The sequence below is a fragment of the Candidatus Pantoea persica genome (assembly GCF_013753875.1).
Lineage (GTDB): Bacteria > Pseudomonadota > Gammaproteobacteria > Enterobacterales > Enterobacteriaceae > Pantoea > Pantoea persica.
In genome coordinates this window covers 32,271-46,096 of the sequence record NZ_SMDS01000002.1, presented here as the reverse complement: position 1 = coordinate 46,096, position 13,826 = coordinate 32,271, and the positions used below count along the sequence as shown (strand labels likewise).

The 13,826-nt window shown below is 56.1% G+C and carries 7 protein-coding genes and 6 pseudogenes; 4 read left to right on the top strand and 9 right to left on the bottom strand.

Translation table 11 applies throughout. The features are described 5' to 3' along the window. Positions 1-45: 45 nt before the first annotated feature. Together EIO60_RS00860 and EIO60_RS15980 are read right to left on the bottom strand one after the other, a co-directional pair. Positions 46-996: pseudogene (locus EIO60_RS00860) on the bottom strand (ATP-grasp fold amidoligase family protein). Positions 997-1,004: 8 nt separating this feature from the next. Further along, positions 1,005-2,260, bottom strand: a pseudogene (locus tag EIO60_RS15980) (MATE family efflux transporter). A gap of 496 nt (positions 2,261-2,756) precedes the next feature. Between EIO60_RS15980 and EIO60_RS00840 the strand changes: the two are divergent. After that, entirely contained in the window at positions 2,757-3,152 is a 396-nt protein-coding gene (locus tag EIO60_RS00840) for a transposase (protein WP_258575626.1), read from the top strand. A 740-nt stretch (positions 3,153-3,892) separates the two neighbouring features. On the opposite strand, the gene EIO60_RS00835 is transcribed toward EIO60_RS00840, so the two are convergent. Together EIO60_RS00835 and EIO60_RS00830 are read right to left on the bottom strand one after the other, a co-directional pair. Beyond that, on the bottom strand, positions 3,893-4,687 hold the full coding sequence (locus EIO60_RS00835) for a DMT family transporter (RefSeq protein WP_258575653.1): 795 nt from the start codon (positions 4,685-4,687) through the stop codon (positions 3,893-3,895). Between the two features lie 121 nt (positions 4,688-4,808). Next, positions 4,809-5,396 (bottom strand): annotated as a pseudogene (locus EIO60_RS00830) (AraC family ligand binding domain-containing protein). Between the two features lie 126 nt (positions 5,397-5,522). Between EIO60_RS00830 and EIO60_RS00825 the strand changes: the two are divergent. After that, complete coding sequence (locus EIO60_RS00825) at positions 5,523-6,089, top strand: isochorismatase family protein (RefSeq protein ID WP_258575625.1); 567 nt, start codon at positions 5,523-5,525, stop codon at positions 6,087-6,089. A gap of 63 nt (positions 6,090-6,152) precedes the next feature. Here the strand turns inward: EIO60_RS00825 and ssb1 are convergent, their stop codons facing one another. Then, positions 6,153-6,671 carry a single-stranded DNA-binding protein SSB1 gene (ssb1, locus tag EIO60_RS00820; protein ID WP_258575624.1) on the bottom strand — a complete coding sequence of 173 codons (519 nt, stop codon included), beginning with the start codon at positions 6,669-6,671 and terminating at the stop codon, positions 6,153-6,155. A gap of 226 nt (positions 6,672-6,897) precedes the next feature. Here ssb1 and uvrA point away from each other — a divergent pair, with 226 nt between their 5' ends. Together uvrA and EIO60_RS00810 are read left to right on the top strand one after the other, a co-directional pair. Then, positions 6,898-9,726: an excinuclease ABC subunit UvrA gene (gene uvrA, locus EIO60_RS00815; RefSeq protein WP_258575623.1), complete on the top strand. Its 2,829-nt coding sequence runs from the start codon at positions 6,898-6,900 to the stop codon at positions 9,724-9,726. 269 nt (positions 9,727-9,995) lie between these two features. Continuing rightward, positions 9,996-11,032: pseudogene (locus EIO60_RS00810) on the top strand (NAD(P)-dependent alcohol dehydrogenase). 63 nt (positions 11,033-11,095) lie between these two features. Here the strand turns inward: EIO60_RS00810 and EIO60_RS00805 are convergent. From EIO60_RS00805 to EIO60_RS00790, 4 genes and pseudogenes are all read right to left on the bottom strand, one after another. Further along, positions 11,096-11,416, bottom strand: a pseudogene (locus EIO60_RS00805) (MmcQ/YjbR family DNA-binding protein); the annotation flags it as partial. Further along, positions 11,413-11,832 (bottom strand): annotated as a pseudogene (locus EIO60_RS00800) (secondary thiamine-phosphate synthase enzyme YjbQ). The pseudogenes EIO60_RS00800 and EIO60_RS00805, both read right to left, overlap by 4 nt. A 135-nt stretch (positions 11,833-11,967) precedes the next feature. Continuing rightward, positions 11,968-13,161: an amino acid aminotransferase gene (locus EIO60_RS00795; protein ID WP_258575622.1), complete on the bottom strand. Its 1,194-nt coding sequence runs from the start codon at positions 13,159-13,161 to the stop codon at positions 11,968-11,970. A 48-nt stretch (positions 13,162-13,209) separates the two neighbouring features. Beyond that, positions 13,210-13,824 (bottom strand): YitT family protein, encoded by a 615-nt coding sequence (locus EIO60_RS00790; RefSeq protein ID WP_258575621.1) that lies wholly within the window; start codon positions 13,822-13,824, stop codon positions 13,210-13,212. Positions 13,825-13,826: the final 2 nt, after the last annotated feature.

Genomic DNA, 13,826 nt, shown 5'->3' with positions numbered 1-13,826 from the left:
TTAACGAACCCCGCTCCGCGGGGTTTTTTATATTGCTGTGTCGATTTAAAATTTTTTCAACAAGGTCGGAATATTGACATCCGTTACCGAAACGCCCGGTCTCTGCGTGCCGCGGCGATCCTGAATCCACATATCTCCCATCATCTGGTTAAATCCTCGATCCAGCCCGATGACCAGCCCTGCGCCAGGCGTAAAGGTCAGCTCGCCGAAGTAGATGCGCTCATCGTGGATATATCAGTCGACGCGCGCATAGTCGAAATCGCTGGCCAGCTTTTTGCTCAGGCCGAGCGCATGCTGCAGCGACGCGGCGATTTTGCTGACGTCGAGCCCGGTATCGCGAATTTTATGGAACGCTTCGCTCAGGTTGTTGGCGTAGAAATTCATCGACAGCTGCGGCTGGCAACGGTTGTAGATCACCTGCAGCACATACTCGAAGCGGCCGTCGCGCTTGTTGAACATGTGGAATTTATAGTCAATCGGCGCTGTTTTGCCTTCCCCGATATACTGCTCGACTAGAATACGCGGCTTGATATAGCGATAGTGGATCTCGCGCGCCTCGTTGGCGAAGTCGGTTTTCAGCCACTTATAGCAGCTGTTGATGATCTGCTACTTACGCCGCGCGTCCGGCTCTTCCAGCAGAATCTCCACCATACTCGAGGCGTGGTTCGGCTTGATGACCGTGCTCTTCCAGCATTTCAGGCTGTTGAGCGTCGCGGGATCGGTGAACTCATGCACCAGCGGAATCAGGTATTCTTTGCCGATCTTCTCGGCGATATAGTCGCGCACCGAATATTTGTCGGAGAGTCGGCCTTAGATCTGGTAGTCGCCATAGACAAACTTGCGGTACAGCACCTTCTCGTTGAACACTTTCGGCTGACGCAGATTGAGTAATTTTTTGAACTTGTGGAAGTAGTAAATGCGGTCCTGGTATGCCCAGGGCATCTTCTTAATGAAGTACTGCACACTTATTCTGAGTTCATCTTTCAACTTAATCATATCTGACCTCATTTTTTAGTTTCGTAGTTGAGTGAGGAAACCTGGATCTTTTGAATGACGCCATTTGTGAAGAAGTAATTCATTACGGTGAGAGACAAGAGTTCCGACACGAAAACACTCCACGCGGCGCCCATAATGCCGTAGCCTTGGATCAGCCACCATGAAAGCGGCAGGCTGATGACCATCAGGTAGATGATTTTCTTCAACAGGTAGTTGAAGCCACCCTCTTTCACCATGTAGCGGTAGGCTAAGGTGCCCATAGCTGAAAAGCAGGTTGCCATTGACAGCAACGTAATGATACTTCCTAACTGTGTGTATTCCGAACCGTATAAAGCGATGATGATTTTTTCGCCGAACAGCGCAATAACGAGTAGCATCATCAGTAACACTCCCATGACATACCCATTAAGCCGCGCTGCCAGCTTAATGGCCACTTTGCCGCGTTCCCTGAAAATCTCAGTGAAGCATGAAGTAATGAGCACCACGGGATGAAAATCCACGAAGCCGCAATGGTGTTGGCCGCCGCAAACAGCCCAAGGTCGCTCGCCGAGGCGATGCCGGCTAAAAACATCTGCACGGCCTTAACCTGAACAGAGATGAAAATACTGGAGATGGCAAGCGGCAGACCAGCATACATCAGATAACGCAGTTAGGCGCTGCGCTTCTCTTGCAGCGGAGCAATATCCTGGGTTTCGCGGTAAAAGTTGTATCGCTTGATAACGTAAGGCACTAGCGTCACGGCGACGATCGAGAGCGTCAGCCACATCGGGTTGAGGCGCAGCCAGGCGACGACGAAGCTGATCGCAAAGCTCAGCAGCATCCCCACTGAGTTCGCCATGGTATTGAGCCGGGAAGCGAGGCGTGCATTGTTGTAAACGCCGAACGTATCCTGGGTGACGAATACCGACGCGACGAACGACGCCAGCATAAAGGGAGGAATTTCTCCGACATGGTGAACCAGACCCAGGCCATCACCGGGACCGCCGTCAGCAGTAGCAAGATCATGCGCAGCGTGCGCGCCACGTTCATCAGGCGCAACCCTCTCGGCGCGTTCTTGCTGATCCGTTTAAACAAGATGGTTTCGGTACCGAAGATGGCAACGGTCTGTACCATTGAAAATAAAAGAGGTTGAAAATGTCATTTGACCAAAAACGCTTGGCCCAAATGATTTCGCCACGTAGGAGGTCACAAATATGACGCCAAAAACCGAGACGATCTTTTCGGACATCATCCAGGCGGCATTAGACATCACGCTCAATTTCATTGACTCATCCTTTGCATTACTTACTTCAATCGCATCGGTATAACGTCCCTGTACGAATTAACAAACGCGCAGTGGGCCTGGCGTAAATTAAAGATGTCAGACCAGGCTGGCCCGAAAAATGAGAATAAGAACACTACTTGGTGATTATTTTCAGGATAATTCTGATTAAATCTGGCTCAGAACGGCAAATTTGGAAACGTTTTCACAAGCGAAACAGCAGCCATTCGCAAGCCACTTTCCTTCGTTTTTAGCAATCACCTTATGCTAAATATCAAAGGTATGTAGTAATTTTTCTTATTTGGAATGGGAATAATCTATAACAAAAATCCTTAGCCAGAAAGGTGCGTCCATCCTATAAGAATAAAATAAGATTTATCCCATAATGATATTTATTCCAAATCTATTAATTTAACTCACGTAATTCTAATTGCGAACTTTAATACTGCATTAATACTTTACTTACAGTGACAGATATTAATATAGTACGAGAGCATTTATGAGAAAGTCACGATATAGCAAAGAGCAAATCACAAATGCCATTAAAGCTTCCGAATCAGGAGTTAAAATTAGGGAGATTTGTGACGAGCTGGGGATCTCTGAGGCAACCATCTATGGCTGGAAGAAGAAATTCTCCGGTCTTTATTCTGAAAAGGGACGTAAAATCAAGGAACTAGAGGATAAACTACAAACCCCGACGCGTGAGCTACAGCTACTCAAATCAGACAAGGAGATGTTGCAAAACGTCCTGAAGAACTTCTTTACCACTAACGAAAAGCGTCAGGCAGTTAACTTTCTGCAGAGCACTTTCAACATCGGCACCTGCCGCAGCTGCCGCCTGCTGGATATTAGCCGTAGCGTTTATCACTATCCGTCAGACTCAGAAAACAAATAATACTGCTTTAATTTGACTTAGCGCTGAGATTGTTCTTATCAGAAGAGATGATGACACTTTAACATACCATTCGTGGCTTTAATTTCCGTTCCATGTATTCCTGATCCGTTTCCAAAGGAAACGACTTTCGTTTTTTGCGGTAATATTGATAGGCACCAGCAAATTTTACTTCCACTGAAGATTGTTTAACCAACGCGGTAAGAGCGAACCGACTTAGAATAGCCAGGAATCTTCCCGGCAAAATGCTTTATGATTTCTTATCACTCCCCTCCCTTTGCCGCCTGCGTCGCTAAGAATAATCCGTGAAAATATGAATGACGCTAACCTTTTATCAGAAAATTTATTGGGAATTTATCTTATTGGCTACGCTTTTTCTGGAAAAAACGATGGTTTATCGAACAGCATTCTCAGGGCCAAACGGTAATAAAAACGCAGCGGGAGAAAATAAATACGCAGGGGAATGACTAATTTAATGCCATCTTAACAGCGCAGATTTATTGGTAACGCTTCTTGTCAGCCCGCGCAAGGCAATAATATCACCAGTTACCGGTGTGCTTTATCCGCTTTAAGGAGGGCGAAAATGAGATCGCCATCGTTATTTACCGCTAATGGGCAGCGGACGTTGGATGATCTTTGGCAAAAGAACGGCGATATTTGCCGTTTCGCTCTACGAATAATTATTAAAACAGCGTGAAACCAACGACGCCAAACAGGTGCGCAGGCGTCGCTGGAAGGAAGGATTAATGCTCTATCGAGGTGACAATGGGTTGCGGCTTAATACGCATCGCCCAGAGCACACCGACAATCAGCAACAAAATGCCGGTGGCGGTCAACAATGGCGACCAGCTTTGCCGCCAGACAAACGTCCACAACAGCCCTGACAGGGTTTCGAAAACGATAAGCGGCCCCATCAATACCGTCGGTAGCCGCTGGCTGGCGGCGTTCCAGCAGAGCGTGCCCAGCCAGGAGCAGAGCAAGCCAATTAGCAGCATCAGCGGCAGAAAGTGATGCGGCTGCGGGCCGAAAGGCAGAGCAAAGTCGGGATGCTGCCAGGCGAGCTGGGCGCATACCAGCCCATACATCACCAGCGTCAGCGGCAGCGCGATACCGCTCAGGTACTGCGTTATATCGCCTCCGCCGCTCTGCCCGCGCAGCTCAGCGATATTGACGCACACCAGACCGCCGCCGATCGCCAGCAGCGCCGGTATCAGCTTGCGCCAGGTCAGACGCCCTTCAAGATGGCCGTAACAGAGGTTGGCGGTAATGGCCATCACCACTGGCAGGGTGCCGATAATCATGGTGGAAACCGGCGCGCCGGTGCGCTGAATGACGCTGGCGAGAAAGGTGTAATAGAGCAGATTGCCCACCAGCGACAGCTTCAGCGCCTCGCGCCAGTCGGCAGGTAGCAGCTGGCGCAGCCGCCGACGGTCGTGCCAGGCAAGTGGCAGCGCGATCAAACCAAAGGCCACGTAGCGTCCGGCGGACTGGAGCGCGCCGGGATAATCCGGCACCAGCAGCGGCCCGACGAAAATCAGACCCTACATCAGCCCTGCGGCAAGGGCAAACAGCACGCCAGCTAACATTGTCTCTTCCTTTATTGAGAGTGAGGCGGCAAGTGTGGCTGAAACAAGAAGGAAAATCTTGTAGCAGATTGCGCTATGCGTCGCGCACCTGTTTCTGATAGCGTACTAGCGTAATGCCGTAACGCTGCGCAAAGGCGCCAGTAAGATGCGCCTGGTCGCTCAGGCCGACGGCGTGCCGCGCGCCAGCTGCAGCTTGGCCTCGTACAGCCGATAGGCCATCAGCATCTGGTGCGGCGTGACGTGAAAGTGCGCGCGGAACGCGCGCAGAAAATGCCACGGCGAGAGCGCCGCCTGCGCCGCCAGCTCTTCCAGCCCGATCGGCTCGGCAAGATTGTCGCGCAGATAGTCGCGCCATCGCTTCAGGCTGGATATAGATCATCTGATAGCGCTAGCCCTCCACGCACGCCGATTCGCCGGTGTGCAGCTTATCAGGATTCATCATCACCAGCGACTGTGCTGGCGCGGTGTAGTGCGCGCCGCGACAGCGGAAACGCTGTGCGCCGGCCACGATGGTGCCGATGCCGAAGGCCTCATGCGTATGCGGCTCGAAAGCATAGCGAGAGATATGCGCCTGGTAGAGTTCCACGCCGGGCAGTTCGCCAAACTGGCGAAACTGCGCGCGCTCTTGCTCACAGGGAAAAACAGCCGGAACGCTTTCCACCTCGACGCCTCATTAACCAGAGAGAGGTGCAGCATGCCAGCGATAGCCGGCGAAATGCAAAACAGTTTTGCCATTTCGCGGCGGCGCGGTGAAACTGAGGCACACCTTTGGCAAGGAGAAAGCACGATGAACCAGCGAGTCGTTATCGTCGTGGATATGCAAAACGGCGTGTTCGCCACGCCGCGCTTCGATCGGGCCGGTCGTACCGCGCGCATCAATCAGCTCGCTGCCGCAGCCGATCGGACCATCTTCATCACCCATCTCGAAGGCGAGATGCAGCCCGGCAGCCAGGCGTTTGAACTGCTTCCGGAGCTGCGCCCGCCTGCAGGATCGCTCTACGTGACCAAAACCGCCCGCGACAGCTTCTGGCGGACGACGCTGGCCGCGACGCTTGCGCAGCTGGCCATGAATGAGTTTGTGATTTGCGGCTGCGCGACGGACTACTGCATCGATACCACGATCAAGGTCGGCGCCGTTTTGGGTTATCGCATTACCGTCGCCGGCGATGAGCACACCACGGCGAACCGCACTTACGCCAGCGCGGAGCAACTGATTGGGCAACATAATGAGGCCTGGGCGGGTTTGTCGCTGCCTGGCAATGTGCCGCGGGTAGTTAATACGGCGAATATCGTCGCTGACTGGCTGGCGCGGCGGCCAGCACCGCCGCTGGACCAGACGCTTCGCCACGGCTAAAACCGCAGGCAAAATAAAGGCCCCATAATCGGGGCCTTAACGCGAGCGTTAAACAGATGACAATCAGAACGGGATGTCGTCGTCGAAATCCATCGGCGGCTCGTTGTTGTTGCTGGCCGGCGCGCTCTGCGGACGCGGACGCGACTGCGCGCCACCGCTGAACTGGTTGCCGCCCTGCGGCTGCTGCTGGCCACCGCCCATCGGCGCGCCGCCGGCATTAGCGCCGCCCTGCTGACGGCTGCCTAGCATCTGCATGGTGCCGCCCACGTTGACCACGACTTCCGTAGTGTAGCGATCCTGGCCGCCTTGATCCTGCCACTTACGCGTGCGCAGCTGACCTTCGATATAGACCTGAGAACCTTTATGCAGATATTCGCCGGCGACTTCCGCCAGCTTGCCAAACAGCACGACGCGGTGCCACTCGGTGATCTCTTTGTTTTCACCGGTCTGCTTGTCACGCCAGCTCTCCGACGTGGCCAGCGTAATGTTGGCAACCGCGCCACCATTCGGCATGTAGCGCACTTCCGGATCCTGACCCAGATTCCCGACAAGAATCACTTTATTTACGCCACGACTGGCCATGTTGCTCTCTCCCGATGAGTTAATGCTAAGAGTCTAAATGATAAATTCTACCACGTCCTGCCGAGCGATCCCACTTTCGAGCCGGCTCGCAGAAGTGCTCATTTTACACCCATAAAGCCCAAAATACTGGATATTTAATCAGTCTATTTTTTGTGCCATAATATCGTGTTTACGCTAAATCGTGTCACAAGGACACAGAGCGTGCTGCTTAATCCGGGAAAGGTGAATGGATAAGATCGAAGTTCGTGGTGCCCGCACCCATAATTTGAAAAACATCAACCTGATCATCCCTCGCGACAAACTCATAGTAGTGACCGGCCTGTCAGGCTCCGGCAAATCCTCTCTGGCGTTTGATACGCTCTATGCGGAAGGTCAGCGCCGTTACGTCGAGTCGCTCTCTGCCTATGCGCGTCAGTTTCTCTCCTTGATGGAGAAGCCGGACGTCGACCATATCGAAGGTCTGTCGCCCGCTATCTCGATCGAGCAGAAGTCCACTTCACACAACCCCCGTTCGACGGTCGGCACCATCACCGAGATCTACGACTATCTGCGTCTGCTGTTCGCCCGCGTCGGCGAGCCGCGCTGCCCGGATCACGACGTGCCACTGGCGGCGCAAACCGTCAGCCAGATGGTGGATAACGTGTTGGCGCAGGGTGAAGGCCGTCGCCTGATGCTGCTGGCGCCGGTGGTGAAAGATCGCAAGGGCGAGCACACCAAAACGCTGGAGAACCTAGCTGCGCAGGGGTACATCCGCGCGCGCATCGACGGCGAAGTGTGCGATCTCTCCGATCCTTCGAAGCTGGAGCTGCAGAAAAAGCACACCATAGAGGTGGTCATCGATCGCTTTAAGGTGCGCGAGGATCTGGCGACGCGACTCGCCGAGTCGTTTGAAACCGCGCTAAATCTGTCCGGCGGCACCGCGGTCGTCGCCGATATGGACGACGCCGAGGCGGAAGAACTGTTCTTCTCCGCCAATTTCGCCTGCCCGATTTGCGGCTACAGCATGCGCGAGCTGGAACCGCGCCTGTTCTCGTTCAACAACCCGGCGGGCGCCTGCCCGACCTGCGACGGCCTAGGCGTACAGCAATATTTCGATCCCGATCGCGTGGTGCAGAACGGCGAACTGTCGCTGGCCGGCGGCGCCATCCGCGGCTGGGACCGCCGTAACTTTTACTATTTCCAGATGCTGCGTTCGCTGGCGGAGCATCTCGATTTCGACGTCGAAGCGCCGTTCAACACCCTGAGCGACAAAGCGCAGCAGGTGATCCTTTACGGCTCTGGCAAAGAGAGCATCGAATTTAAATACATCAACGATCGCGGCGACACCTCGGTGCGTCGTCATCCGTTCGAAGGCGTGCTGCACAATATGGAGCGCCGCTACAAAGAGACGGAATCGACAGCGGTACGCGAAGATCTGGCCAAATTTATCAGCAACCGCGCCTGTACCAGCTGCGAAGGCACGCGCCTGCGCCTCGAAGCGCGCCACGTGTTTGTGGAAAACACCAATCTGCCGACCATCTCCGATATGAGCATCGGTCATGCAATGGATTTCTTCCTCAACCTGAAGCTGAGCGGCCAGCGAGCCAAAATCGCCGAAAAAGTGCTGAAAGAGATTGGCGATCGCCTTAGCTTCCTGGTCAACGTCGGCCTGAACTACCTGTCGATGTCGCGCTCTGCGGAGACGCTTTCCGGCGGCGAAGCGCAGCGCATCCGTCTGGCGAGCCAGATCGGCGCCGGTCTGGTAGGCGTGATGTACGTGCTGGATGAGCCTTCTATCGGCCTGCACCAACGCGACAATGAACGCCTTCTCAGCACCCTGATCCATCTGCGCGATCTTGGCAACACCGTGATCGTGGTGGAGCATGACGAAGACGCTATCCGCGCGGCGGATCACGTAATCGACATCGGCCCCGGCGCGGGCGTGCACGGCGGGCAGATCGTAGCGGAAGGCACTGTGCATGAGATCATGGCGGTGGAAGAGTCGCTGACCGGCCAGTTCCTCAGCGGCAAGCGCGAGATTGCAGTGCCGAAAGAGCGCGTGAAGGGCGAACCGTCGAAGACGCTGAAGCTGAGCGGCGCGCACGGCAACAACCTGAAAAATGTGACGCTGACGCTGCCGGTCGGGCTGTTTACCTGCATTACCGGCGTCTCCGGCTCAGGCAAATCGACGCTGATCAACGACACGCTGTTCCCGCTCGCGCAGCGCCAGCTGAACGGCGCGACCACCGGCGAAGCGGCGCCCTATCGCGATATCAGCGGTCTGGAGCACTTCGATAAGGTGATCGATATTGACCAGAGCCCGATCGGCCGCACGCCGCGCTCTAACCCGGCGACCTATACCGGCATCTTTACGCCGGTACGTGAGCTGTTTGCCGGCGTGCCGGAAGCGCGTTCGCGCGGCTACAATCCTGGCCGCTTCAGCTTTAACGTGCGCGGCGGCCGCTGTGAAGCCTGTCAGGGCGACGGCGTATTGAAGGTAGAGATGCACTTTCTGCCCGATATCTACGTGCCCTGCGATCAGTGCAAAGGCAAGCGCTACAACCGCGAAACGCTGGAGATTAAATACAAAGGCAAGAGCATCCACGAAGTGCTGGAGATGACCATCGAAGAGGCGCGCGAGTTCTTCGACGCGGTGCCCGCGCTAGCGCGTAAGCTACAGACCCTGATGGATGTGGGCCTCCCCTATATTCGCCTCGGCCAGTCGGCGACCACGCTCTCTGGCGGTGAAGCGCAGCGCGTCAAGCTGGCGCGCGAGCTGTCGAAGCGCGGCACCGGCCAGACACTCTATATTCTCGATGAGCCAACCACCGGCCTGCACTTCGCCGATATTGCCCAGCTGCTGGAAGTGCTGCATCAGCTGCGCGACCAGGGCAATACCATCGTGGTGATTGAGCATAATCTGGACGTGATCAAGACCGCCGACTGGATTGTCGATCTTGGCCCGGAAGGCGGCGGCAGCGGCGGCGAGATCCTGATCGCCGGCACCCCGGAAACCGTGGCGGAGTGCGAGAAATCGCATACCGCGCGCTTCCTGAAGCCGCTGTTAGCGAAATAGCAGAAGCGCAAGTGCGCCAGCAGCGACTGGCGCACTGCTAATCTTAAAAGGCCCGCCGCAAGCGGGCCTTTCTGTTACTGCATATTCCCGCTGATAAAAACAGAATCAGGCAAGATTCATGCATGTATAGGCATAGTCGCGCTGACGTTCTGTGACTATGCTTTTAAGCGTTCCTCACTGGCAGGGTCCTCTGGCCGCGCGCTCTTGTCGGCGCGCCCTTTGCGCCGCACACATTGATCTCATCACGACACACCGAAACGGGAGACACCATGAATATTACGCACGCCTATGCTGCTCAGGACGCGAAATCGAACCTGGCGCCCTTCAATTACACCCCGCGCGCGCTACGCGCGCATGATGTCCAGATTGAAGTACTGTTCTGCGGCGTCTGCCACTCAGACCTGCATCAGGCCCGCAACGAGTGGAAAAATACCCTTTTTCCAGTGGTGCCGGAACATGAAATTGTCGGCCGCGTCACCGCCGTCGGCGACCAAGCCAGCAAATATAAAAGTAGGCGATCTGGTCGGCGTCGGCTGTATGGTCGGACTCCTGCCGCAGCTGTCCGAGCTGTCAAGAAGGGCTGGAGCAGTATTGCGAAGTCGGCTTCGTCGGCACCTACAACGGCCAGGATCGCGAAACCGGCGACGTACCTACGGCGGCTACTCGACTGCGGTGGTCGTCGATGAAAACTTCGTGCTGCGCGTGCCGGAAAACCTCGAGCTGGCGGGCGTCGCGCCGCTGCTGTGTGCGGGTATCACAACCTACTCGCCGCTGCGCCACTAGAACGTCGGTCCGGGCAAAAAAGTCGGCATCGTCGGGCTGGGCGGCCTTGGCCATATGAGCGTGAAGATTGCGCAAGCCATGGACGCGCATGTGGTGCTGTTCACTACCTCTGCGTCAAAAATCGAAGATGGCAAACGCCTTGGCGCGGATGAAGTGGTGGTGTCGAAGGATGCGGATCAGATGGCGCAGCACGTCAACAGCTTCGACTTTATCCTCAACACCGTGGCGGCGCAGCACGATCTCAACCCCTTTATCGCCCTGCTGAAGCGCGACGGCAATATGACGCTGGTGGGCGCGCCGGAGCACGATCACCCAGCGCCGCAGCATTGCCGGCTCGCTGATCGGTGGCATCGCCGAAACGCAGGAGATGCTCGATTTCTGCGGCAAGCACGACATCACCTTAGATATCGAACTGATCGCCATGCATCAAATTAACGAAGCCTACGAACGCATGCTGAAAAGCGACGTAAAGTACCACTTTGTTATCCATATCAACACGCTGCGCGACGAAGCGGCAGCGTAATCCCAACAGCGCGCACGGCGACCGGCCCCGCGCGCTGCGCTTTTCCTGCCACATCCCCGCCGCGCGGGTCGCGTCGGCCTGCTGATAAGACGTATCCATCAGATAGTAGATCTGTGAATCTTTTAGCGAACCGTCCAGCAGCAGCGTGCTCCGGTGGGTTTTATTGAGATGCTCGCTGGGAATGACATCGCTGTGCTCCTCGCGCAGCAGCTCCGCCAGCGCGGGCGTCGTCTTCAGCGAGACGGCTGGATGCCCTTTCACCTCATGCACCATCGCGAACAGCACGCTGCCGCTTTTGATTTGCGTTGCTTTCCAGTCGCTGTGGACGCTCTGCTCTGCGTCCGGCTTGCTCATGCAGTAGATCAGCAGATCTGACGTATTCATTTCGTTTCCCTTTGTAGAGTGGCGACCATGCGCCGCGCGCCGACGTGAATGCGGTGTTCGCCCAGCCAGATGCCCCGCAGGTGCCCAGCACTAACTTTCCACGTTGTACTGGCAGCAGCAGCAAGACGCCCGGCGTAGAGGATTTGATATGCGCCGGCATATCGTCGCGTCCCTCGTAATCGTGCTGATAAGGCGCCTGCTCCGGCACCTGGCGCATAAAGTGCTGCTCCATATCGCTGCGCACGGTCGGGTCGCAGTTCTCGTTCAGCGTCAGAGAGGCCGAGGTGTGCTGTAACAGCACATGGAGCAGTCCGGTCTGGCTCTACGCCAGCGCCGGGATTTGGCTGAGGATCTCATCGGTGCCAGATGAAAACCGCGTGATTTCTCACCGAGCGTGACGTTTGCTGATGCCACATGCCTTTTTCCTGAGTTGGTTACACCGTTTAAGTGTGCAAGAAGTCAGGCAAAGGTAAACCTGCAGGCAAAAAAACCGCCGGCCTGCGCCGACAGTTTATAAGGGGAAATACGTGCCGTGGTAAATAACAGCGGGATTACATGACGGCGGCAAACGCCTGTGCCACCTGATGCACGTTGTTATTGTTCAGGCCAGCCACGCAGATGCGCCCGCTGCAGACCAGGTAGATGCCGAACTCGTTGCGCAGGCGATCGACCTGCTGCGCGCTAAGGCCGGTATAGCTGAACATGCCGCGCTGTTGCAGCAGGTAATCGAAGTTTTTGCCGGGCAGCGCGGTGCTCAGCACGTCCACCAGCGTTTTACGCATGGCGATAATGCGCAGGCGCATCGCTTCCACTTCCGCCAGCCAGCTGGCCTTCAGCGCCTCGTTGTTGAGGACGCGCGCCACCACCTGCGCGCCGAAGTTCGGCGGGCTGGAGTAGTTACGGCGCACAGTGGCCTTCAGCTGGCCGAGCACGCAGCTCGCCTCTTCGGCGCTGTCGCAGACCACAGAGAGCCCGCCGACGCGTTCGCCATAGAGCGAGAAGATTTTCGAGAAGGAGTTGCTGACCAGCGCAGGCAGACCGGCCGCGACGATGGCGCGAATCGCATAGGCGTCCGCTTCCATGCCCGCGCCGAAGCCCTGATAGGCGATATCCAGGAACGGAATCAGCTCCTGCGCCTTTAGCACCTCAACGGTCTGGTCCCACTGTGCGTCGGTAAAATCGGCGCCGGTGGGATTGTGGCAGCAGGGATGCAGCAGCACGATACTCTGCTTTGGCAAGGCCTGCAGCGCACTAAGGAAGGCATCGAATTTAACGCCGTTGGTCTGCGCGTCGTACCACGGATAGGTCTTCACCTCGAAGCCCACGCCGTTGAAGATCGCGACATGGTTGTCCCAGGTGGGATCGCTGACCCATACGCCCGAATCGGGGAAGTAGCGCTTGAGAAAGTCCGCACCCACTTTCAACGCGCCGGAGCCGCCCAGCGTCTGAATCGACGCGATACGGCCCGCCTTCAGCAGCGGATGTTCGGCGCCGAACAGCAGTGGCGCGATGGCGTTGCGGTAGGCGTTGAGCCCTTCCATCGGCAGGTAGAGCGACGCCTGCTGCGGCTCGGCCTTCAGCTGCTCTTCTGCGGCAGCGACCGCCTGCAGCTGAGGAATAATTCCCTTTTCGTCGTAATAGAGGCCGATGCTGAGATTCACTTTATTGTCGCGCGGGTCCTGCTTGAAGGCTTCCATCAGCGACAGAATCGGGTCGCCGGCGTAGGCGTCAACGTTTCGAAACACGGTGTAGATCTCCAGAAATGGTCGTAATAATCAGTTGTGTATGCAGCGTTAAACCTGATAACGGCCGGGACGATGGTTCATGGCGATAATCAGGTTGAGGATCACCGCGCCCGCGATGGACGCCAGCAACATCGGCATGCTGACCACAAACAGCGACGCCAGCACCACGCAGGTATCGATGGCCATTTGCAGTTTCCCTGCGCACAGTCCGATACGATCCTGCAGCCACAGTGCCAGGATATTGATGCCGCCCAGGCTGGCTTTATGACGAAACAACACTATAAACCCAATGCCCATGATGACGTTACCGAACAGTGTCGCATAAAAGGGATTGAGCGCGGAAAAATGCACGAACAGCGGATGCAGGTGGGTAAACAGCGATACCAGCCCCACAGCGCAGAAGGTTTTCAGGGTGAATGCCCATCCCATACGCCGCATCGCCAGCCAGTAAAACGGCAGGTTGATCAGGAAGAAGGCGCTGCCGAACGACAGCGGCGACAGGTAGCTGATTAAAAAGGCGATGCCGGCGCTACTGCCGGTCAGCGCGCCTGCCTGCTTCAGCATGATGACGCCAAAGGATACCATCAGCGTGCTGAGCAGGAGCGCCAGCGCATCTTCGATACGGGAATGGGGAATACGAACGGGTGTTACGACGTTATCCATGG

Bases quoted from the DNA above. Each gene is read 5' to 3' on its own strand.
- EIO60_RS00790 (WP_258575621.1), bottom strand. From the start codon at position 13,824: ATGGATAACGTCGTAACACCCGTTCGTATTCCCCATTCCCGTATCGAA.
- uvrA (WP_258575623.1), top strand. From the start codon at position 6,898: ATGGATAAGATCGAAGTTCGTGGTGCCCGCACCCATAATTTGAAAAAC.
- EIO60_RS00840 (WP_258575626.1), top strand. From the start codon at position 2,757: ATGAGAAAGTCACGATATAGCAAAGAGCAAATCACAAATGCCATTAAA.
- EIO60_RS00825 (WP_258575625.1), top strand. From the start codon at position 5,523: ATGAACCAGCGAGTCGTTATCGTCGTGGATATGCAAAACGGCGTGTTC.
- ssb1 (WP_258575624.1), bottom strand. From the start codon at position 6,671: ATGGCCAGTCGTGGCGTAAATAAAGTGATTCTTGTCGGGAATCTGGGT.